13 protein-coding genes, 11 pseudogenes and 1 other annotated feature are annotated in these 20,099 nt (G+C 66.0%); of the genes and pseudogenes, 8 read left to right on the plus strand and 16 right to left on the minus strand.

The window, feature by feature from the left end; genetic code table 11:
- Positions 1 to 2: 2 nt before the first annotated feature.
- The 5 genes and pseudogenes from AZL_RS21680 to AZL_RS21695 all read right to left on the minus strand — a co-directional run bounded on the left by AZL_RS21680 (position 3) and on the right by AZL_RS21695 (position 3,541).
- Positions 3 to 596 (minus strand): gamma carbonic anhydrase family protein, encoded by a 594-nt coding sequence (locus AZL_RS21680; protein ID WP_012976601.1) that lies wholly within the window; start codon positions 594 to 596, stop codon positions 3 to 5.
- Between the two features lie 110 nt (positions 597 to 706).
- Positions 707 to 823 (minus strand): annotated as a pseudogene (locus tag AZL_RS35730) (ISAs1 family transposase); the annotation flags it as partial.
- A 285-nt stretch (positions 824 to 1,108) separates the two neighbouring features.
- A complete protein-coding gene (locus tag AZL_RS21685; RefSeq protein ID WP_148219579.1) occupies positions 1,109 to 1,873 on the minus strand; it encodes a 2-oxo acid dehydrogenase subunit E2 in 765 nt (254 codons plus the stop codon).
- A 46-nt stretch (positions 1,874 to 1,919) separates the two neighbouring features.
- On the minus strand, positions 1,920 to 2,150 hold the full coding sequence (locus AZL_RS21690) for a biotin/lipoyl-containing protein (RefSeq protein ID WP_012976603.1): 231 nt from the start codon (positions 2,148 to 2,150) through the stop codon (positions 1,920 to 1,922).
- A gap of 260 nt (positions 2,151 to 2,410) precedes the next feature.
- Complete coding sequence (locus AZL_RS21695) at positions 2,411 to 3,541, minus strand: ISAs1-like element ISAzs11 family transposase (RefSeq protein ID WP_012975213.1); 1,131 nt, start codon at positions 3,539 to 3,541, stop codon at positions 2,411 to 2,413.
- 182 nt (positions 3,542 to 3,723) lie between these two features.
- Here AZL_RS21695 and AZL_RS21700 point away from each other — a divergent pair.
- Together AZL_RS21700 and AZL_RS34590 are read left to right on the plus strand one after the other, a co-directional pair.
- A pseudogene (locus AZL_RS21700) lies at positions 3,724 to 3,924 on the plus strand (transposase family protein); the annotation flags it as partial.
- A gap of 111 nt (positions 3,925 to 4,035) precedes the next feature.
- Positions 4,036 to 4,464, plus strand: a pseudogene (locus tag AZL_RS34590) (ISAs1 family transposase); the annotation flags it as partial.
- 54 nt (positions 4,465 to 4,518) lie between these two features.
- Here AZL_RS34590 and AZL_RS21710 read toward each other — a convergent pair.
- A complete protein-coding gene (locus AZL_RS21710; RefSeq protein ID WP_012976606.1) occupies positions 4,519 to 5,727 on the minus strand; it encodes an IS256 family transposase in 1,209 nt (402 codons plus the stop codon).
- Positions 5,728 to 5,880: 153 nt separating this feature from the next.
- Here AZL_RS21710 and AZL_RS21715 point away from each other — a divergent pair.
- Positions 5,881 to 6,597 (plus strand): annotated as a pseudogene (locus AZL_RS21715) (ISAs1-like element ISAzs22 family transposase); the annotation flags it as partial.
- A 7-nt stretch (positions 6,598 to 6,604) separates the two neighbouring features.
- A pseudogene (locus tag AZL_RS21720) lies at positions 6,605 to 7,432 on the plus strand (ISAs1-like element ISAzs5 family transposase); the annotation flags it as partial.
- A gap of 18 nt (positions 7,433 to 7,450) precedes the next feature.
- On the opposite strand, the gene AZL_RS35735 reads toward AZL_RS21720, so the two are convergent.
- On the minus strand, positions 7,451 to 7,846 hold the full coding sequence (locus AZL_RS35735) for an ISAs1 family transposase (protein WP_371304246.1): 396 nt from the start codon (positions 7,844 to 7,846) through the stop codon (positions 7,451 to 7,453).
- Positions 7,812 to 8,359 (minus strand): annotated as a pseudogene (locus tag AZL_RS21730) (IS3 family transposase); the annotation flags it as partial. The pseudogene AZL_RS21730 and the gene AZL_RS35735, both read right to left, overlap by 35 nt.
- 66 nt (positions 8,360 to 8,425) lie before the next feature.
- Between AZL_RS21730 and AZL_RS21740 the strand changes: the two are divergent.
- Positions 8,426 to 9,909 (plus strand): IS3-like element ISAzs23 family transposase gene (locus tag AZL_RS21740; RefSeq protein ID WP_247894447.1). Its coding sequence is split into 2 segments (ribosomal slippage): positions 8,426 to 8,849 and positions 8,849 to 9,909, totalling 1,485 coding nucleotides; the frame shifts between segments, so codons are not numbered across the junction.
- 37 nt (positions 9,910 to 9,946) lie between these two features.
- On the opposite strand, the pseudogene AZL_RS34595 reads toward AZL_RS21740, so the two are convergent.
- Positions 9,947 to 10,641, minus strand: a pseudogene (locus AZL_RS34595) (IS3 family transposase); the annotation flags it as partial.
- Positions 10,241 to 10,357 (minus strand) — a sequence feature (AL1L pseudoknot). Its footprint overlaps the pseudogene before it by 117 nt.
- A gap of 53 nt (positions 10,642 to 10,694) precedes the next feature.
- Positions 10,695 to 11,132 (minus strand): annotated as a pseudogene (locus AZL_RS21755) (ISAs1 family transposase); the annotation flags it as partial.
- 100 nt (positions 11,133 to 11,232) lie between these two features.
- Between AZL_RS21755 and AZL_RS35745 the strand changes: the two are divergent.
- Positions 11,233 to 11,462, plus strand: a pseudogene (locus AZL_RS35745) (ISAs1 family transposase); the annotation flags it as partial.
- 473 nt (positions 11,463 to 11,935) lie between these two features.
- On the opposite strand, the gene AZL_RS21760 reads toward AZL_RS35745, so the two are convergent.
- Together AZL_RS21760 and AZL_RS21765 are read right to left on the minus strand one after the other, a co-directional pair.
- Complete coding sequence (locus AZL_RS21760) at positions 11,936 to 13,276, minus strand: IS1380-like element ISAzs3 family transposase (protein WP_012973088.1); 1,341 nt, start codon at positions 13,274 to 13,276, stop codon at positions 11,936 to 11,938.
- Between the two features lie 73 nt (positions 13,277 to 13,349).
- Positions 13,350 to 13,832 carry an HD domain-containing protein gene (locus AZL_RS21765; protein WP_012976615.1) on the minus strand — a complete coding sequence of 161 codons (483 nt, stop codon included), beginning with the start codon at positions 13,830 to 13,832 and terminating at the stop codon, positions 13,350 to 13,352.
- Between the two features lie 574 nt (positions 13,833 to 14,406).
- On the opposite strand from AZL_RS21765, the gene AZL_RS37425 reads away from it, so the two are divergent.
- Positions 14,407 to 14,538 carry a hypothetical protein gene (locus AZL_RS37425; RefSeq protein WP_256373236.1) on the plus strand — a complete coding sequence of 44 codons (132 nt, stop codon included), beginning with the start codon at positions 14,407 to 14,409 and terminating at the stop codon, positions 14,536 to 14,538.
- Between the two features lie 13 nt (positions 14,539 to 14,551).
- Complete coding sequence (locus tag AZL_RS21775; RefSeq protein WP_012976616.1) at positions 14,552 to 15,517, plus strand: hypothetical protein; 966 nt, start codon at positions 14,552 to 14,554, stop codon at positions 15,515 to 15,517.
- Between the two features lie 428 nt (positions 15,518 to 15,945).
- Here the strand turns inward: AZL_RS21775 and AZL_RS35750 are convergent.
- The 4 genes and pseudogenes from AZL_RS35750 to AZL_RS35755 form a co-directional block, all read right to left on the minus strand.
- Positions 15,946 to 17,069 (minus strand): annotated as a pseudogene (locus AZL_RS35750) (ISNCY family transposase); the annotation flags it as partial.
- A gap of 152 nt (positions 17,070 to 17,221) precedes the next feature.
- Positions 17,222 to 17,977 carry an IS21-like element ISAzs2 family helper ATPase IstB gene (istB, locus tag AZL_RS21790; protein ID WP_012972684.1) on the minus strand — a complete coding sequence of 252 codons (756 nt, stop codon included), beginning with the start codon at positions 17,975 to 17,977 and terminating at the stop codon, positions 17,222 to 17,224.
- 10 nt (positions 17,978 to 17,987) lie between these two features.
- On the minus strand, positions 17,988 to 19,502 hold the full coding sequence (istA, locus tag AZL_RS21795; RefSeq protein WP_012973785.1) for an IS21-like element ISAzs2 family transposase: 1,515 nt from the start codon (positions 19,500 to 19,502) through the stop codon (positions 17,988 to 17,990).
- 176 nt (positions 19,503 to 19,678) lie between these two features.
- Positions 19,679 to 20,062 (minus strand): annotated as a pseudogene (locus AZL_RS35755) (ISNCY family transposase); the annotation flags it as partial.
- Positions 20,063 to 20,099 lie beyond the last annotated feature (37 nt).

Here is a 20,099-nt window from a genome sequence, read left to right on the forward strand (position 1 = left end):
CGTTATCCCCGGCCCGAGGCGGCCCGCGCGAGGCCGGCATAGTGGCGGACGTCGAAGGCGATGAAGTCCACCTCGGCGTCGGTGACGTCGCGCAGGTGTTTGGCCGGGCTGCCGGCCCACAACTGGCGGGCGGGAACGCGCTTGCGCGGGGTCAGCAGCGCGCCGGCGGCCAGCATGGCGTCGCGTTCCACCACCGCCCCATCCAGCACGATGGCGCCGATGCCGACCAGACAGCCATCCTCCAGTGTGCAGCCATGCATCCGCACGCCATGGCCGATCACCACGTCGGCGCCGATGATCGTGGGATACTCGTTCAGCATGACGTGGATGATGGTGCCGTCCTGGATGTTGGTGCGCGGCCCCACCGTGATGCTGTGGTCGTCGCCGCGCAGGACGCAGCCGTACCAGACGCTGGCCTCGGCCCCGATGGTGACGTCGCCGACCACCACCGCGCCGGGGGCGACGTAGGCGTCGGCGGCGATGCGCGGCCACACCCCCCTGACCGGCTGGATGATGGCGCCGGGGTGGCGGGCGAGCAGGGCCTCCCTGCTTTCGAAAAATGTAGCGCCGGTGGTGTCGATGCTCTCGGTGGTCATTGGTTCTTATCCTTGTCGGTGTTCCGCCAGAGTTCCCCGGAAGGCGGCAGGCGAGTTTAGCCGAAATCCGGCGTCTCCGGCATCGGCCTCGGCAGGACGCCCAGGGCGATTCAAAGAAAGCCGTTTTTGACGGTTGCGATGGTGGCACAGCGATCTTCGGCGCATGCCATGCGGACGGCGGGGAGTGGGGCGCCGAAGAGATTGGCGATGCCCAGCATGGATCCGCGTCCTGTGGCGCGCTTGGTACGACGCCAAACCCTACAACCCTGAACAGCATACCGCCGCCAGAGCGCTCAACCTCGTTCAACAGGGTTGACACAGGGTGTCTCACGCGATGCCGCACGTCTCGTGCGCCACTACGAAAAGTACCTGCGCACCTCCGTCGCTTTCATCCGGATCGCCATGATCCGCCTCATGCTCCGACGCCTCGCCAGAAAATAATCTTTCAGGACAGACTCTGAGGAGTGGGAGCCGCCGACAATCCCGGCGCGGTTCCGCCAGGGGCACGATCTTCACACATCAATCAAGGTGGCGGGATCGGCTAGAAGCGCTGCGAGATGGCTGGTAAAACGGGCGGCATCCGCCCCATTGATGACGCGGTGATCGTAGCTGAGCGACAGCGGCAGCATGGTACGCCAGTCGATCCCGCCGGTTTCGTCAGGACGCGGCACAGGACGGTTGCGACCGACTCCGAGGATCGCCACCTCCGGCGCATTGATGATCGGGGTGAAGCCGGTGCCGCCGAGCCCGCCAAGCGAGCTGATGGTGAAGCAGCCGCCGGACATTTCCGCAAGCGGCAATCCTTTCTCGCGCGCCTTGGCCGACAGGGTCGCAACCTCGGCCGCCAGTTCGCGCCAGCCCTTGCGATCGCAATCGCGCACCACACCGACCAGCAGGCCATTCGGCGTGTCGATGGCGATTCCGATGTTGATGTATTTCTTCAAGATCAGCTGTTTCCCGGACGGATCCAGCGAAGCGTTGAAGCGCGGGTAGGCCTTCAGCACTGCCGCAACGCCCTTGATCAGAAAGATCAGCGGCGTGATCTTCACTGCGGAGTCGTCCTCCGCCAGACGGCGGCGCAAGGCCTCCAGCTCCGTAATGTCGGCGTCGTCATGATGGGTGACATGGGGGATCGCCACGCTATTGCGGGTGAGGGCAGCCCCAGCCAGAATCTGAAGGCGCGTCAACGGCACGGTTTCAACCTCGCCATAAACGGAAAAGTCGAACTGTGGCGTGGGGGCAGCGGCGGAGGATTTGGTCGGGTCGGTCGCAGTCATCGTCTGTATGGATCTCACATTGTGCAGCAAAAGGAGGCGGTAGAAATCACTCGATGACCGCCAGTAATGTCCCCAACTCGTAGATTTCGCCCACCGCCGCAACGATGCACAGCGTGCTGGACGCAGGGGCCTCGATGTCCTGAACCGACTTGTCGCTCTCCAGCGCGTAAAGCGGCGGTCCCTCCGCCACCGTGGCCCCATCGGCGACCAACCACTCGTTCAAGACGCCCTCGTTCATGGAGAATCCGTTTTTTGGCAGAAGGACTTGCGTGGTCATGGTCCTGTATCCTTGTCATCACCGTTCAGTGAGAATTACTGTTGAAAGATCAAGCCGGCCTCGACCCATGCGATGCTCGACCTGACGCGGCTTCCAGGAGCGCGGCCATAGGCTGGTTTGAACAGCCGGGTTTGCCAGACTGCGCGTGCTGCCTATTTGCCTTCCTCCGAGTTGGCGGCCGCTTCATCGATCCATAAAACGAACGATATTCTATATTATGAACACCCTCCTGCCCAGCGGTCAATGTCGCTGATGCAGGGTCATCGCATTTGGCCGAGGATGGATCTTGCGAAGTCGTCGGACCATCCTGAGCGTTTTCGCTTTCGGCGGACGGAGATATCGCGCCGGGCCCGGTTCAGGATGTTGAGCGCGAGCTTGCGGAGGGTGGCGAGGTTTTCCGGCCCGTGCTCCTTGCGGTTGCGGGCGCGATCCTCGTCGAAGACGACGTCGAGCACCCAGTGCAATCCGTTTTCGATCGACCAATGGGCGCGGGCGGCCGCCAGATAGTCGGCCGCGCTGAGCGCGCGCGAGGCGATGTGGTAGTGCCGGGTCACGGTGGTCTTGCCGCGATGCTCGACTTTAGCCTCGATCAAGCCCAGACAGGCCATGTCGGGCAGCAGGACCGGTTCGCTGCTGGCCGCTTTGGGACCGCGCAGCCAATCCAATTCGTGACACACCCAGGCCCGCCGGGTCTCGATCCGGCCGTGATCGGCGTCGGTGGTCGTGGCACTCGCCAGCCCGGCGCACAGTTCCGGATCGGTGAAGTACTCCTCGACCATGGCGAGCAGGGCGGGATGGTTGCCCTTCAGCCGCAGCAGGTAGTCGCCGCCGCGCTTCCGGATGAGGCGGGCGGTCTCCTCCTGACAATGGATGGCGTCGGCGGTGACCAGATGGCCCTGGAGATCCAGGCACTCCAGCAGGGCACGGGCGGCCAGGATCTCGCTGTCGCCCTCGGCCACCCGGTAGCTGTGCTGGCCCACCACCAGCCGCGTCGCCGAGGCGAAGGCCGTCACCACCGCCAGCGGGTTGGACCGGGCCGCGTCATCGAAGGAGCGGCGTAACGTCTTGCCGTCGATGGCGATCACCCCAGCCCCGGCCGTTCCCAGCCCCTCCAGGAAACGGCCAAAGCAGGCGGCAAAGGCCACCGGGTCCAGCAGCCGGAAGATGCGTGAGAAGGTGTCGTGACTCGGCACCCCGTTCTCCAGACGCAAAAACGACCGAAACAGCCCCTCGCGATCCACCGCGAAGTCGGCAAAGTCGGCACAGCTCTCCGCCCCGCACACCGTTGCCGTCAGCGCGATCGTCAGGATCTCCAGCAGGTCGTGCCGCTTGGCGTTGCCCGTGCGTGGGTCCGGCAACGCATCGAACGCTTTCTCAAACCACGATTGCATCGGGGGCTCCAAAATCGGCGATAAAGCCCCTTACAGAATCCTTTTCTCTCACACACGCTACTCAATTTTTCCAAATGCGATTCCCCTGGGCCAGATCCAGGGCTCCGAAGTCGGGTTAACAGCGGTTTACGAATTGGGAAGTTTCTGATTCGGTGGAGGCTCTCGTCTTGGAAGGTCCCCCCATGAGTTCGATCGAAGCCGGCTTTGGTGAGAAATCGCGGCTGAAGGCGCTGCTGGAGCATTTTTCGCGGATAGACGACCCGCGTGCTCCCTGGCGGTTCGTCTATCCGTTGCCGGAGATCCTGCTTCTGGCGGTGTGCGGGACGATTGCGGATTGCGAGGATTACGAGGCGATCGCCGCCTGGGGCGAAGCGCAGGGCGATTCAGAGAAGGCGAATGAAATTCGGGTGACGCGAGTCGTCGGTTGATTCACAAGGCTATCGGCAGGAACCGAGCCGGAGAGTCGGAGCGATGACGGGTGGACCGCGGACGTTGTGGGAGGTTGTGGGAGCGATCCCGGATCGCCGGGGCCGGAAGGGGCGGCAGTACCCTCTGGCATCGGTTTTGATGTTGGCGCTTCGGCGATGCTGGCGGGGGCCAACGACCTGATGGCGATCTTTCGCTGGGGGCGACGGTTGCCACCCGAGGCTCTTTACCTGCTGGGCCTGGAGCGGGCGCCGTGTCACGCCATGTACCACTATTTCTTCAAGGCTTTGGACGTTACGGCGGCCGAGGCGGTGTTGGGGGAATGGGCGCGCGGCTCCGGCCCGGTCGGACATGTGGCGCTCGACGGCAAGCGCCTGAAGGGCAGCGCGCCGGCCGGGCACGATGGCAGCGAAGGCGTGCATCTGCTGGCCGCCTTCGCCAGCCGGCTGGGGACGGTGATCGGCCAGTTGCGGGTGCCGCCCGAAGCCAACGAGATCGATAGCGTCCGTCAAGATGGTGGAAATTCGGATGCGCGCTGAGGTGGCCATTGTTCAGGCGGCCTTTGGTGGAAAGGTGATGGCCGGTTGGCTTTCACTGGCCGGCGTCAGCTCGGCCATGGCCTCGACCTGCATGTAGCGGTTCTGGGTCTGCCATTCGTCATTCTGTTCGAGGAGCACCGCGCCGATCAGTCGGATGATGGATGCCTCACTTGGGAAGATGCCGACGACGTCGGCGCAGCGTTTGACCTCCTTGTTCAGGCGTTCCAAGGTGTTGGTGCTGTGCAGCTTGGTGCGATGCTGGGCGGGAAAGCCCATGTAGGCGAGCACGTCATGCTCGCTGCTGTCCATGAAGGAGGCCAGCTTGGGCCATCGGTCGCGCATCTGCTCGGCGATATGTCGGAAGGCTTGGTGAGCGGCTTCGGCGTCGGGCTGGAGAAAGGCCTGGCGCAGAGCGGCGGCGGCCATGGAGTTCTGGGCCTTGGGCACATAGGCGAGCGCGTTGCGCATCCAGTGGACTCGGCAGCGCTGCCAAGTGGCGCCCATGACACGGGCGATGGCGGCCTTCAGCCCTTCATGGGCATCGGAAATCACCAGCTTCACGCCCTTCAGGCCGCGGGCCTTGAGTTTCTTGAGAAAATCGCTCCAGAACACCTCGGCTTCCGACGGGCCGATGTGCAGGCCGACGATCTCGCGCTTGCCCTCGGTGTTGGCGGCCACGGCGATTATGGCGGCGACGGAGACGATGCGTCCCCCCTCGCGCTGCTTGAGGTAGGTGGCGTCCAGCCACAGGTAAGGCCAGTCGCCCTCCAGCGGACGGTCGAGGAAGGCGTTGACCCGCTCGCCGATGTCTCGGCACAGCTTGGAGACCGTCGACTTCGAGATCCCCGACAGCCCCATCGCCTGGGCCAACTCGTCAACGCGGCGGGTCGAGACACCGCCGATCCAGGCTTCCTGGATCACCGCCACCAGGGCTTTCTCGCTGGTCTTGCGGGCCTCCAGGAAGGGCGGGAAGTAGCTGCCCTGACGCAGCTTGGGGATGCGCAGGTTCAGTGTGCCCAGGCGCGTATCCAGCGCCCGGTCGCGGTAGCCGTTGCGGTAGGTCTGCCGCTCGGCGCTTCGTTCGTGACGTCCGGCGCCGATCTGCCCTTCGACGTCGGCTTCCATCAGCATCTGCAGCACCGTCTCGGCGACGGCGCGCAGAAAATCGCCGTCGCCGGCCTTCTGGAGCAGGTCTGCCAGTGCCATACTATCCTCGGTCATTGGGGTGGTCCTTCGGGCAAGAGGAAGTGCGCAACTCCACTCTAGCCGACCGGCCCAATGACCACCTCTTTCGCGCAAGACGCCGCCCTGGGGGTGGGGCATGCCCCACCCCCAGGGCGATCACCAAATTTCCACCACCTTCGCGGACACTATCACGAGATCACCGCCGCGCTGACGCTGCTCAAGAGCCTGCCGCTGGGCGGTGCGGTAATCACCGGGGATGCGGTGTTCTGTCAGCGCGCCATCTGCCAAGCCATCCGCGACGGCGGCGGCGATTATCTGTTCACCGTCAAAGCCAACCAACCGGCGCTGATGGCCGATCTCGCCGTCGCCTTCGGTGACGCTTTTCCCCCGGAGCTGGTGGCGGCGTTCCAGGGCCAGCCCCCGCCTCCCGCCCTGGACGGGCCGCCGCCGGACCGTGAGGGCGCGCAGACCGTGGAGAAGGGGCACGGGCGCATCGAAACCCGTCGCATCACCGTCAGCCGCGAGGTCGTTCCCGCGCTCGACTGGCCCGGCGTGGCGCAGGTCTGCCGCATCGAGCGGACCCGCGAGGTCAAGGGCGCGATCTCGCACGAAACCGTCTACGTCATCACCAGCCTGGACCGCGACCACGCCTCGCCTGCGGCGCTGCTCGCGCTCGCCCGCGACCACTGGGGCATCGAGAACCGCCTGCACTGGAGGCGTGACGTCCTCTTGAGCGAAGACGCCAGCCGGGTGCGATCCGGCGCCGTGCCACAGGCCATGGCGATGCTGCGCAACACCATGCTGGGCATCGCCAATCTCTTCGGCGCCCCACTCCCCGCCGTCCGCATGGCATGCGCCGAAGATCGCTGTGCCACAATCGCAACCGTCAAAAACGGCTTTCTTTGAATCGCCCTGGGGCGAAGCGCGGCTCGACTTTCTGCGGCGCTTCCAGCCCTATCACCATGGGGTGCCGAGCGGACGCTGGCTGACCGTGTTCATGAACCGGATCCCTCCCGGCCTGTTCCAGGACTGCTTCCTGTCCTGGGTGCGCGAGGCGTGGCGCGACCGGCCGGAATTGGTAGCCATCGACGGCAAGACCTCGCGACGCAGCCATGACCGCAGCCTTGGGCAGGCCCCTTTGCACTTGGTCTCGGCCTTCGCCACCACCAGCCGTCTGGTCCTCGGCCAGGAGGCCGTCGAGGACAAAGCCAGCGAACTGGCGGCCATTCCGGTTCTGCTGGAGCGCCTGGCGACCGAGGGCGGGCTCAAGGGCGCGATCGTCACCATCGACGCCATCGCCTGCAACGCCACCATCGCCCAGGCCGTTCGCGACGCCGGGGCCGACTATCTGCTGGCGGTCAAAGCCAACCAGCCCACCCTGCGCGACGAGATCGAGAGTTTCTTCACCAGCGCACCGCCGGAGACGCTCGATCACGCCGCCGATATCGACAAGGGCCATGGCCGGATCGAGCAGCGCGCGGTCACGGTCGCGCGCGAGGTCGATTGGTTGAGCGGCGCGCGGCGTTTTCCCGGCGAAGTCCGCCTGCCCGCCGTCGCCGCCATCGTTCGGGTGGTCAGCAAGACCGAGCTGAAGGATCGTTGCCGCACCGACACGCGCTATTACATCACCTCCACCCCGCTCGCCGCCCAGGCGGCGGCCGAGGCCGTGCGCGGCCATTGGGGCATCGAGAACCAACTGCACTGGCTGCTCGACGTCGTCTTCAACGAGGACCAGTCCCGCCAGGGCAACGAGTCGAGGTTAACGGCTGGCTGGTGTGAGTAGGTTTGCGAGGACGTTGGAGTCCCATCCTGCGAGCTTGCGTGTTGTCTTGATGGAATGTTTTCCCTTTCCGAGGCGGATGGCGTTGATGGCGAAGTGGCGCACCACCGCCATGTTGAGGGCGCCGTGTCCCTTGCGCAGGCGGGATTGGTCCTCGCCGAAGGTAACGTCGAGCACCCAATGGAGAGAGTTTTCGATGCCCCAATGCCCGCGAACGGCCTGTTCGAGGCGTTGCGGGGTGAGCGGGGCCGAACTGAGATACAGCCTGCGCATCGTGGTGACGCAGCCGGCCTTCTCGACGTGAACCGCGCCGGTTTTCCCGGAGGCCGGTTTGGTTGAGTCACGCCGCCATAGGGACGTCCTCGGTTTGGGCATAATAGCGTGCTTCGGCCTCGGCGGGAGGAATGTTGCCGATGGGTTTGAGGAGGCGTCGGTGGTTGAACCAGTCGACCCATTCCAGGGTAGCGAACTCGACAGCCTCCAGGGTGCGCACGGCCCGCGGCGGCGGATCACCTCGGTCTTGTAAAGGCCGTTGATGGTCTCGGCCAAAGCGTTGTCATAGGAATCGCCGATGCTGCCGACGGAGGGCTCGACGCCGGCTTCGGTGAGGCGTTCGGTGTAGCGAATGGCGAGATATTGCGATCCACGATCGGAATGATGGACGAGGCCGCTGCCCTTGGTCGGCCGGCGGTCATGCAGAGCCTGCTCCAAAGCATCCAGGACGAAGTCGACGTGGGCGGTGCGCGACACCCGCCAGCCCACGATGCGGCGGGCGAAGGTGTCGATGACGAAGGCGACGTAGACGAAGCCCTGCCATGTGGCAACGTAGGTGAAATCGGCCACCCACAAGGCATTCGGACGAGAAGCCTGGAACTGGCGGTTCCCTCTGTGCCAATGAGAGTGAGACACCGTGCCCCCTGAAGTTTAAGCTTGAGGGCTGAGGAAACTGATTTCGTGGTTATGCCCAACAATATGCCCCTGTCCGCCCCTGTATCGGAGGCGGTTCCCGACGCCGGTGAGACGCCGCGGGTTGTTGCCGCGCCCGCTGCAGTCCCCCCGGAGATGTCGGCGCGTCCCAAACGTCGCACTTTCACGGCGGCGGAGAAGCTGCGGATCCTCGCCGAGACGGATCGGGCGGCGGACACCGGCGGGATCGCCGCGATCCTGCGGCGGGAAGGTCTGTATTCGTCGGCCCTGACCGACTGGCGCCGGCAACGCGATGCCGGCGCCTTCGAGGCGCTGAAGCCGCTCAAGCGCGGTCCGAAGACGGCCCCCTCCAACCCGTTGGAAGCGGAGCTGGCCAAGGCTCGCCAGGACATCGCCCGTCTTCAGCGCCGCCTGGAACGAGCCGAGGCGGTCATCGACGTCCAAAAAAAATTTTCGGACCTGTTGGGGATTGCCTTGCCTCCCGCCGACAGCGACGAGACGCCGCGATGAGCGCGATCGCCACCTTGGCCCCCGACCGCGGTCTTGTGAGTGCGGCCTGCGCCGCTGTCGGCGTCGCCCGTGCCAGCGTCCATCGGCATCGGGTCCGGCTGGCCGGCCGGGAACCGGCGCCTCGCCCCCGGCCACGCCCGCCGCGGGCGCTCGCGGTCCAGGAGCGCCAGACGGTGCTCGCCCTTCTGCGCGAGCCGCGCTTCGTCGATCTCGCCCCGGCGGAAGTCTACGCCACCCTGCTCGATGAAGGCGTCTATCATTGCTCCATCCGCACCATGTACCGCCTGCTGGCGGAGCATGACGAGGTCCGCGAACGCCGCGACCAGCTCCGTCATCCGGCCTACCGGAAACCCGAATTGCTGGCCAAGGCCCCGAACGAGGTCTGGTCCTGGGACATCACCAAGCTGATGGGGCCGATGAAGTGGTACTACCTCTACGTGATCCTCGACATCTTCAGCCGCCGCGTTGTCGGCTGGTGCGTCGCCGATGCCGAGAGCGCCACCCTGTTCAAGGCGCTGTTCGAGGAGACGCTGGCCAAACACACCGTCCCGCCCGGCCAATTGACCCTGCACGCCGATCGAGGCGGCCCGATGAAGGCCAAGGCCACCGCTCTCCTGCTCGCCGACCTCGGCGTCACCAAATCGCACAGCCGGCCACACACCTCCAATGACAACCCGTTCTCGGAGGCCCACTTCAAGACCATGAAATATCAGCCGCAATTCCCCAAGCGCTTCGGCTCCATCGAGGATGCCAGGGCCTTCTGCCGGGACTTCTTCACCTGGTACAACCGGGATCACCACCATGCCGGCATCGGCCTGATGACCCCAGACCAAGTCCATTACGGCCAAGCCGACGCCGTCCATGCCGCCCGCCAGCAAACCCTCGACCGTGCCTTTCGCCGCACACCGGAGCGTTTCGTTCGCAAAGCGCCTCAACCACCCGCAAAGCCAATCGAAGTCTGGATCAATCCGCCGCAAAAGCCGGAGAGCATCCAAGCCTAATTCATAACTCCGGCTGTCTCACAGTCGTTGACACGTTCCGGTTCACCCGGTCGAGCGGGCAAGATGCCGCCTTGTCGCTGATCGTGGTGCGCACCGCCTTGCCGCGCATCGCCCCCTTCAAGCCCATGGACCGCATCAGGCGAGCCACCGTGCAGCGCGCCACGTCGAAGCCCTCCCGCCGCAACTGCCGCCACACTTTCCTCACCCCGTAGACCTGGAAGTTTTCATTCCAGACCCGTCGGATAGCCAAACTCAGCTCCGCGTCGCTTCGCGAGCGGGCCGGCGCCTTGGCCGGATCGGCCCGCCGGGCGGCATGGGCGCGGTAGGTCGACGGGGCGATCGGCAGCACTTTGCAGGTCGGCTCGACCCCGTGGACGGCGCGATGCTCGTCGATGAAGGCGATCATTTCTTGAACGGGCGGTCGAGCTCCGCCTGAGCAAAATACGCCGACGCCTTGCGCAGAATCTCGTTCGCTTGGCGCAGTCCGCGATTCTCACGCTCCAGCGCCTTGATCCGCTCCTGCTCGTCCGTCGTCGGACCGGGCCGCTTGCCCTGGTCACGTTCGGCCTGCCGGACCCAGCCCCGCAACGTCTCCGCCGTGCAGCCGATCTTCGCAGCGATCGAGCCGATCGCAGCCCACTGCGACGCGTGTTCGCCTTCGTGGTCAAACACCATGCGAACCGCGCGTTCGCGCACTTCAGGCGCGTATTTGGGTGATGCTTGCTTCGTCATGTTGAACCCAGTCTCTCAAGAAACGGGGCCTCCAGAAAACCCGGTGCGGTTCACTCGGTGGTGGCCCAGGCGGAGACCAGGTGCAGCGCCTTGCGCCCGGCCCCCCGGTCATGGCTGCGTCGCGACGTCTTGCCGTCGAGAGCGATCAGCTTGGGCGCGTCGGGGCGCAGAGCCAACGCCCAGTCCGTGAAGCAGGCCTGAAACAACGCCGGCGCGATCCGGTTCATCACCACCCGCAGCCAGTCCGCGCACGGCGTGCCGAAATGAAACTCCGAAAAGCGCCGCAGAAAGTCCAAATGGTTGCGGCCCCACAGCGCGATTTCATCGTAGTCTTCACAGTCCGCAATGGTCGCGGCGACCACCAGGAACAGCACCTCCCGCAACGGATACCGGACCTTCGGCGGCTCGCGCGGGTCCTCGATCACGGCAAAATGGTCAAGCAGGCTGCGCAGCCGGGACGGGCGGAACGCCTCGTCGATCTCGTTGGACATCGGGCACCTTCCCGTGATCGTTCAGGCCCTCCATGAATCACATTTCCCGCCAACAGGGAATCCGCCACTGGCAACCGTTAACCTGACCTCGTGGCCCTGCCGGTCCCGCTTGCGCAAAGGCCACGGCGCCCTGAACATGGCCGTTGTCCGCCACTTCGCCATCAACCTCGTCCGCAAGGCCGCCGAACCCGCCCGGCCGCGCTCCGGATTACGGCGCGCCACCAAAAAGCCGGCCGCCACTCCCAGACCCACCAGCATCAAGCTCCGCAGGAAACTGGCAGGCTGGGCACCGATTACCTCGACGCGATCCTCGCCGTTAATATCCGTTAACCCGGATTCGGAGCCCTGCGGGGCCTGGAGGGTGGCATTGGGCCTACTGACTTCCTTGAATAGAGTGGAGGATCATCTTCTGACCCCCGGCAAAGTCTACGCCGTGCATCGCTACGCTGGGCAGGATTTTTCCGGTACGGCGGTGGAGGCGACGTCTGCCGGCGCGCTGACCGACATCGAGGGCGCGGCCGATCAGCCGGCTCGGTGGCCAGCAGCCTGGTCGACCCCCTCAGCGCCGGCGGCGCCTGGCCTTACCGCCCTTTTCGCGACAGCGGTTCGACCGCCTGACTACAGCGCCTGCTCTAGCCGCCTTTATTCACCAGGGTGGCGAGCGGTCTGGTCGCCGCGTTGAGATGATCAACGTTGGGCTGTATGGGCGCGCGTCGTCGGCCGCCGCGCTGACGGCGGCGTGACGGTGTCGGAGTTGGTGGTGGAGGGGATTGGGTGACGGCTGGGGCACGCTGCCCCGGTGCTCAGCAGATGAGCCGGGGCATGCGGCCGAGGGCGAGGTGGATGATCGCCTGATCAGGCGCGCTGGTCGGCAGGTGCACCTTGATCTGCGTCTTCATCTCCACGATACGCGCGGCGGTCTTCACCAAGCGCAGCCGCAAGGTGTCGAATTGCACCGTGCGCCAGCGGGAGCGTTTCGGCATCAGCGAGCGCAGGCTCCACAGCAGCCAGTACGCCCCGGCGTGCAGGAACAGGCGGAACTGGTTGGCCGTCGCCTTGGTGCAGGAGGTCCGGTCTGCGGCAAGGTGGGATTTCCAGGCTTTTATATGATTTTCCGCCTGTCCCCTCGCGCAATACAGGCCGGCATACAGCCAGCGACCCGTGCCGTGGCGTAGGTTGGTGACGATGAAGCGGCTGTCGGTGCCCTGGTCTCCTGCCTCGACGCGCGCGACGATGCGGCGGACCCGGCTCCAGGTGCTGGCCCCGTCATAGAATTCCTTGAAGCGGCGCACCTTGTCGGCTCCGGGCATGGCCTGGAAGCGCGCCGCGGTGCTGGCCTCCAGCGTGGTGACGTGACGGCGCAGTGTGCTGCTGGTCGGCAGACCGAGCACGTAGTCGAGCCCCTCCGCCTCGCACCAGTCCAGCACCTCCGGGCAGGCGTAATGGCCGTCGGCGCGCAGCAGGATCTCGGTCTTGGGCCAGTTTGCCCGAATGGCGCGGAGCAGGCGACGCAGGAAGGTCCGGATCTCCGTCCCCTTGGGCCGCTTGGCTGGGCGCAGCACAGCGGTGACAAAGCGGCCGTTGCCGTCGAAGACAACGATGGGCTGGAAGCCGTACTCGTCATAATGGGCGTTGAACAGGCGCAACTGCTGACCGCCATGCACCGTGTCGAAGGTGTCGTCTACATCCAGCACGATGCGCTTGGGCACCTGGCGAAAGGACGCGCAGTAGAGATCGACCATGGCTCGGCCCATGCGCAGCAGTGCGCGGGTATCCGGCAGGTTCTCCAGGCGCGAGATGGTGGCTTGCGAGCAAAGGTCACGCTCGGACGGCAGGCGTTCCAGGGCCATCTTGAACAGCGGGTCGGAGCGTAGGCTGCCGGCGTCGTTGCCGTCCTCGTAGCCCGCCGCGATGGCCAGCAGGCGAAAGCCGATGATGTCGGCCAGCGAATGCACGGTGCGCGTTGGATCGCGCGGGTCCTCAATACAGGCGGCCAGCCGATCGGCAATCCGCAGCCGCTTCGCCACCTCCCGCAGCACCAGCAGCCCGCCATCGGAGGACAGGCGGCCGCCATCAAAGCGCCCGATCACCGGCTTTCCAGCAACGGGTGACAGGCCGGGCAGCGGCAGGGTATGATCAACCATGGCGGGTGGGCGCTCCGGAAACGGCAGGAGTTGGCGTCAGCACCCAAATCCTACGGCCGCTCAACGGATGCCGCTACACCCGCCAACCCTCATGAATTTTCCCGGCTAGGATCGCCCTTGCCGGTGCGTATTTCTCGGCGACCATTCGAGTCCCTGCGGCGAGTGCAGCGACGCGGGCGGGATCACTGTTATCCAGGTTGTCGGCCAGCTTGACACGGATCGCCGTGACGTTGCCGGTTGCGACGATCCGCTTGATCCAGTCCAGGTAGGGTCCGTCAGGATCCAGGTTCCGGCTTACCAGTTGGATGGCGGCGATGGCTTCCTCCTCGATGCCCGCGCCATGGAGATCATCCGCGGTCACGCCGGCATCCTCGATCGCATCATGGAGCAGAGCAGCCTGAAGCTGGGCCTTCGTCGCATCGGGGAACCGCTCCACCAGACGGCGGGCGACCCGTTCCAGATGCATCCAATAGGGAGCGCCGGCCTTGTCGACTTGGCCGTGGTGGAGGATCTTGGCGAACTCCAACGCCTCCCGAAACCAGAGCGTTTCCAGCACAGTACCTGCTCCCTTTCGCGACACCCCTACACGGGAGAATTCTACCGCGCGCATCGCCGGATGCGCGAAAATTATGATCGCCTCCGGCATGCTGGTGAGCGGATTGCCCAGGGCAGAGCCGCGCCGTCGCCGCCGGACAGCGGGCACCAGGCGCAGGGCCTAGACATCGACCTGCTGGCGGTTGCGGTGGAGATCGAGGAGCCGGCTGGGCCAGTGCCGGCCAGCTGATCGCCGCCAGCATGTCGGCGATGTGGCCATGTACCCCTCTCACGACAGCCGCCGGATCATCAAGAACGACAGCGCCCGGCGCCGGTTCAGGACCACCGACGCCCGGCCACCCGATCCGATGATGGGTCCCAGGCCGGACCGCATCTTCCCGTACCGCTCCATCGTGAAACCGATCGCCGCGATCGGGTCTGCCGGCGGCTTCGGGCGAGCCCCTGCCCTGACGACCAAATTCCTTCCGGAAATAGGGGGAAACCCCGTATGATCCTACAGGTTAGACGGGAAACGCCGCAGGCCGGCGCCGCCCCTGCGGGTGGTTTGCGCCTGAAGCAGCAAAGGGATGTTGGAAATGACCAGGGTGTTCCGGGACATGCCGGCCTTTATGGTCGTCCCGGCGGCTGAAGCGCCGTTCGATTCCATGGACCCCGGGGCGCAGGCGCAGCGGTTTGGCTGGCCGGACCCAGGCGTATCGTTCAATTGACTGGTAGAGCGCAATGAACATCTTCAGTGGGAATGCCATGGCACGGCTCCGCCGCGCCACCGGCCGGCTTGCCTTGTCAGCCGCCATAGGCTTGGGCGGCTGTGCGACCGAACGCACGGCACTTCAACCGCGGGATCCCTTGGAGTCGGAGGCACTGCAGCTCGTCCGGGCCGCCGATCTGCTCGGGCTGAGGGACGCCGACGCTCCGGTCGCGGGCCAAGCACCGGGAGGAGGCGCCAATCTTCCTGCCGCCGCCATGTTCGGAGGGCTGAACTATCTCAGCCCGCCGCCGGGCTTCACCTCGGTCGCGGCCGGTGCTCTTGGCTTCGCCAGCCTCTTCTTCTCAGGCCCCGCTCCCGAAGACGCCTCCCGCTATTCCCAACTGCTGATCTGGATGCCACGCGGGGAAGCCGCCACGGAGGAGGAGGCCTGGCGGAAACTGAACGAGATGGTGCAGCGTGAGCTGGCCGCCGTCCTGGCCGAGGTCGCGCTGCCTCCAGACTATCGGCTGGAGAAGGAAGAGAGTCAGTTCAGGGGATATCGGCCCGGCGGTCTGATGCAGACACGTTACACCAGCACGCGGACCGCTTGGCGCATCCATGGCGGCGAATGCGATGAACCCAAGGTCACGTGCCAGTATCAGGTGTCCCTCCTCCTGCCGCCGGTCGAGAGACCGGCGCCGGCGCTGCTTGGCGGCTATCCTGCATGGACCTACGTCCGCACTGAGGGGCTTACCGGCATTTCGCCCTCCTTCATCGACCGCCGGCCGTTTCAGGATGTGCGCCGGGCGACCTTCCCCGACATGGAGGTGCTGCGCAAGCTGTCCGCTCGCCTGCCGGCCTGGGTGGCGATCTACGTCGCTCCCAGAACCATGGCCTACCGGCATGAAGAAACTGGAGAGCCTGCGCTGCTGGGCTACCCCGTGATCCTGCGTAGCGGCACCATCCACTATTTTGTCAAAAATCGCCCGCCCGGATAATTAGAGCATCGTACCTGAAATGTGAATCGGGAGTTGCATTTGGTTAAGCGTCGTAATTCACCGTATTTGGAGGTGGATCATGGGGCGGAGCTATTCATCGGACCTTCGCGTCCGGATTTATGGGGAGATTGAGCAAGGTGGCTCGCGTCGTTCGGCGGCCCTCCGGTTCGGTGTCAGCGCGAGCACGAGTGTGCGGCTTGCCCAGCGGATGGCGGCAACCGGTTCGCTGGAGCCGGCCCGGCAAGGGCGCCCGCCAGGTGGCGGCAAGCTGGCGCCGCATGCGGAGTACTTGATCGGCTTGGTGGAGAAGCAGGGTGACATCACGATGCCTGAACTGGCGGCCAAGCTGAAAGCCGAGCGTAAGATTATGGTTCACCCTGCCTCGCTATCGCGTTTCCTGATCAAGCGCGGCTACAGCGTTAAAAAACCTAGGACGGCAAGCGTTGCTGGCATGCTCGGTCCTCGAGAACTGCGAGGTAGGTATCCTGATCGCGTCGAAAGCGTGTTCGGCTGCCCCGGGCTTGGCGTCGCGTTTCCAGTGTGCTGCGGAGTTTGAGCCATCGTGCTTGGTCGGTTGCGAGATCGCGGGCTGTGAAGGGAGCGATGCGGGTTGCGGTGGCGGCCACGATGCGTACGGAGCCGCGGAGCACCAAGGACGGCGATGCGACTTTGCGCCCGGTGGCCCGTCGCTCATGATGGCGATGACAGCCGAACAGATGTTCGAGATCGTTGTTGGTGCGCGGCAGGTCCGGCACGGCGTAGCAGTGGAAGAGACCGGGCCGGTAGCTGGCGGTGACCTTCACGAAGTGATCGACGGCCGCGGTCAGGCCGCCGGCCCGGCCGCGCCGTGTGCTCCATGTGGCGATCAAGCGGTCGTAGCGGGCCTGCACCACAGTGGCGGGATGGTCGGCGGCGTTGCCCAGGATATGGGCTGCCGCGTGCAGCCAGCGGTGGGTTTCGCGCACGTCCGGCCACAGCGCCGCGGTGCGCTCCAAGCCCTGCCGCAACAGGTCGCGCAACCGCCGCAGCGGTTTGCTCAGCCCCCCTTTTTCTTGACCCTGTCGAGACTGCCGGCAATCGCCTCCAACCGGCCCTTCAGTTTCAGGCCAGGGGCGGCCAGCGGTGGGCGGCCGTCGTCGGTAAGCGCCGAACGCACGGCGGCACAGTAGCCGGCAACCACCGGCGCGCCGCCGTCCTCGTGCCCTTCGCTCCAGCGCTCGATCGGCCGCACCCCGCGCACGGTTTTCTTGAGTTCCTTCTTGGCGTGGCGGTCGGCCTCGAAGAGGGGGCGCGCCGCCTCGCGCAGGTAATGGAACTGGCACAATTGATGCGGTACGCCGGGCAACGCCTCGGCCACCGCACGCCGGATGGAATGCTGGCCGTCGCTCACCACCCCGGTCACCGGCACGGGCAGCGCCGCAATCACTTCCCGCAACAGCCCTGCGAGGTCGGCCTGGGCCGCCGAGAGCAGCGGGCGGGCCAGCAGGACCCGTCCCGACAAGCAATCGCGGATCACCCAAAGCACCTCATGCCCGACGTCCGGCTGCAAGCCTGCGTATTTCGGCGAATTCGCCCAGGCGTTTCGGTTGAAAGCGCCCACCGTTTCGGCGAAAGCGCCCACCCGAATTGCAAGCTGGTGGGAGCCGGGGCCGAACCCTGGATTTACGTTATGAAGGTTGTGGGTTTGGTTGCCAAGCACCGGCCTTAGGTGTCGGGGGTTTCGCTGGCGGCATCGGCCTTGGTGCGGCGCATGGAGTCGCCATGCAGGTCGATGCGGTAGGCCCGATGCACGAGGCGGTCGAGGATGGCGTCGGCGTAGGTGGCATCGCCGATGAGCCGATGCCAGTTGGCCACGGGAACTTGGGTGGCCAGCATGGTTGCGGCCCGGTCGTGGCGGTCATCGATCACCTCCATCAGGTCCAGGCGCTGAGGCGCGGTCAGCTCGGTCATCGCCCAGTCATCCAGGATCAGCAGGTCGAGCCGGGCGATCCGTCGCAGCAGCCGGGCGAGCGAACCGTCCAGGCGGGCGGTGGCCAGATCGTCCAGCAGGCGGGTCAGCCGGGTGTAGAGTACGCTGTGGCCTTCCCGCGCCGCCTGGTTGCCGAGTGCACAGGCCAGCCAGGTCTTGCCGATCCCGGTCGGGCCGGTGATCAGAACCGGCCGGTTCTCCTTCACCCAGCGCCCGGTGGCCAGCTCGCGCACAACACCGCGATCGAGCCCACGCGGGGTGCGCAGGTCGAGGTCCTCCAGGCAGGCCGTCTGGCGCAGCCGGGCACGTTTCAGTCGGCTGGCGAGTGCGGTGTTGGCGCGCTCTGCCGCTTCCCGCTCGATCAGCGTGCCCAACTGCTCGTCGAAGGCCAGTTGGCCGCGATCGGGCAGGCGTTCCAGCGCCTCCAACCCCTTGGCCATGCCGTACAGCCGCAACTGGCGCAGCCGCTCGTGGTTGACGTGCTTCATCATCGTATCTCCGTCAGTGATAGTAGGAAGGGCCGCGCAGATTGGTGTGCTCGCCGGCACCGGCCGCGTCCGCCGTTGTGGCCGGGGGAGCGGTCAACCAGCGCTGGACGTAGCGGTAGGATCCGACGTTGGCCTCCAGCGCCGCCTGGCAGGCTTGCTCCAGCCGGCTGGTGCCGTGGGTGGCCGCCAAGCGGATCAGGCCGATCCCGGCCCGCACCGCCTGTTCGGGGTGATCGGCGCCGGCCAGGATGCGTTCGAACAGCAGCGCGGCGGCCGGGCCGATGGCGGCCAGTTCGGTCTGGATGGCATCGGGGGTGAAGCGGGCGACGGCCCGGTGGTTGGCGGGGCGATGGGCGTCCAGCGTCACGGTGGCGCCGTCCTGCCGGCGGACATGGCAGGCCATCCGCTTGCCGCGCAGGAAGACGCTGATCACGCCGGCGGTGCTGTGCACGTCGACCGTCTTGCCGATCAGCGTGTGGGGCACCGAGTAGACGCCGCCGTCGAGAGCGAGATGATAGTCGGGCGGGACCTTGTGGCGCGCCCAGGTGCCCGGCACGAAGCGGTCCGGCGGCAAGGGGCGCAGGGTCGGCTGCTCCTCGGCGGCGAACAGGCCGGCGCGCGTGTCCTGCGGCCGGCGGCTCAAGGGAGCGGCATTGAGGGTGGCCAGCTTGTCGCGCAAGGCCGCGTTGGCGGCGTCCAGCGTGGCGAAGGGCGTATCGCGCAGCGGGGCCAGCACCCGCCGCTCGACCTGCTGCACGCCGTTCTCGGCGCTGGGCTTGTCGCGCGGGCGCCGCACCCGGGCCGGCAGGACGGCGGTGCGGTAGTGCCGGGCGAGATCGTGATAAGCCGGGTTGATCGCCGGATCGTAGAAGGAGGCGTGGCTGACGCCGACCTTGAGGTTATCCGGCACCAGCTTGCCCGGCACGCCGCCCAGATGTTCGAACAGCCGGGCGTGGGAGGCCAGCCACTCCTCCGCCTGCTGGGTCCAGGTCGCCTCGGCATAGACGTAGCCCGAATACGGCAGGCAGGCGACAAACACCTGGGCCTGCCGCGCCTCAGCGCCGAGCCCGACGGTCAGCGTCATCCCAGCGTAATCAACCTCGATCGCCGCCCCCGGCCGATGTTCCCGGCGCAGACGCGGCTCGGCATGAGCACCCTGCCATGCCCGGAAATGCTGGACGAATTGGGTGTAGCGATAGCCGCCGGGATGGACCTCCAGGTATTCCTCCCACAGCAGCCGCAGCGTTACGCCACGGCGGCCGAGTTCCCGGCTGATGTGCCGCCAGTCGGGCACCGGGCGCGCCGACGTGACCGGAGGCGGGAACAGCCGCTCCTCCAGCTCGACGTCCGTCCAGCCCAGCACATCCGCGTACTGCAGCCCGGAGGCCCGTAGCCGCTCCAGGTAATCGCGCACGGTGCTGCGCGGCAGCCGGCAGGCATCGGCAATCTGCCGTTGGCTGGCGCCAAACTCATCCCGCAGACGAAGGACTTCTCTGATCCGCCGCATGTCCGACCTCGCTCGGGGCATCCCGATCCTCCTTGGCCTGTGCCGTGGAAAGATCATGGGGATGCCAAAGGCTGGTTCGGACCCCGATACCACCACTCCTACGGGTGGGCGAATTCACCGAAACGGCTGGGCGCTTTCACCGTTCTGCCCGGGCGCTTTCCGCCGTTCCCGCTGGGTGCTTTCCGCCGAAATATGCACAAGCCGTCCAGCGCCAGGATGACGCGGCCCTGCGCAGCCACCGCCGCCCGGTTTGGCGCATCCAGGACGGTGGCAACCAGTTCATCGTAACGGTCGAGCAGATTGGTGACGCTACGCTCGCTGATCAGCAGCCCGCGCTCGCGCAGGGTGACGTGGATCTCCGGCACGCTGCGATGCTCGCGATGGCGCAAGGACCCGATCAGCGCAATCACGTCAAGCCCGAACTCATGATGCGGCAGAGTGAGTTGCCCTTCCGCCTCCGGCCGATAGGCTCGGTGGTGGCGGGCGCACGCCGGGTTCTCGCACCATTGGATCTTCAGCCGAAGCCGCTCAAACCCGCTCAGCGTCAGCACTGTTCGGCGGTTCTCATAGCGGATGCGCATCCGCAATCCGCACTCCGGACAATCCTGACATTCCGGC

Origin of the sequence: Azospirillum sp. B510, from assembly GCF_000010725.1 — a bacterium.
GTDB classification, from domain to species: Bacteria; Pseudomonadota; Alphaproteobacteria; order Azospirillales; family Azospirillaceae; genus Azospirillum; species Azospirillum lipoferum_B.

What these genes read in the sequence shown, in the direction of transcription:
- AZL_RS21760 (WP_012973088.1), bottom strand. Translation starts at nt 13,276, where the DNA reads ATGGTTGATCATACCCTGCCGCTGCCCGGCCTGTCACCCGTTGCTGGA.
- AZL_RS37425 (WP_256373236.1), top strand. Translation starts at nt 14,407, where the DNA reads ATGACCAGGGTGTTCCGGGACATGCCGGCCTTTATGGTCGTCCCGGCG.
- AZL_RS35735 (WP_371304246.1), bottom strand. Translation starts at nt 7,846, where the DNA reads ATGCCCAAACCGAGGACGTCCCTATGGCGGCGTGACTCAACCAAACCG.
- AZL_RS21690 (WP_012976603.1), bottom strand. Translation starts at nt 2,150, where the DNA reads ATGACCACGCAAGTCCTTCTGCCAAAAAACGGATTCTCCATGAACGAG.
- istA (WP_012973785.1), bottom strand. Translation starts at nt 19,502, where the DNA reads ATGCCCCGAGCGAGGTCGGACATGCGGCGGATCAGAGAAGTCCTTCGT.
- AZL_RS21695 (WP_012975213.1), bottom strand. Translation starts at nt 3,541, where the DNA reads ATGCAATCGTGGTTTGAGAAAGCGTTCGATGCGTTGCCGGACCCACGC.
- AZL_RS21775 (WP_012976616.1), top strand. Translation starts at nt 14,552, where the DNA reads ATGAACATCTTCAGTGGGAATGCCATGGCACGGCTCCGCCGCGCCACC.
- istB (WP_012972684.1), bottom strand. Translation starts at nt 17,977, where the DNA reads ATGATGAAGCACGTCAACCACGAGCGGCTGCGCCAGTTGCGGCTGTAC.
- AZL_RS21710 (WP_012976606.1), bottom strand. Translation starts at nt 5,727, where the DNA reads ATGACCGAGGATAGTATGGCACTGGCAGACCTGCTCCAGAAGGCCGGC.
- AZL_RS21680 (WP_012976601.1), bottom strand. Translation starts at nt 596, where the DNA reads ATGACCACCGAGAGCATCGACACCACCGGCGCTACATTTTTCGAAAGC.
- AZL_RS21685 (WP_148219579.1), bottom strand. Translation starts at nt 1,873, where the DNA reads ATGACTGCGACCGACCCGACCAAATCCTCCGCCGCTGCCCCCACGCCA.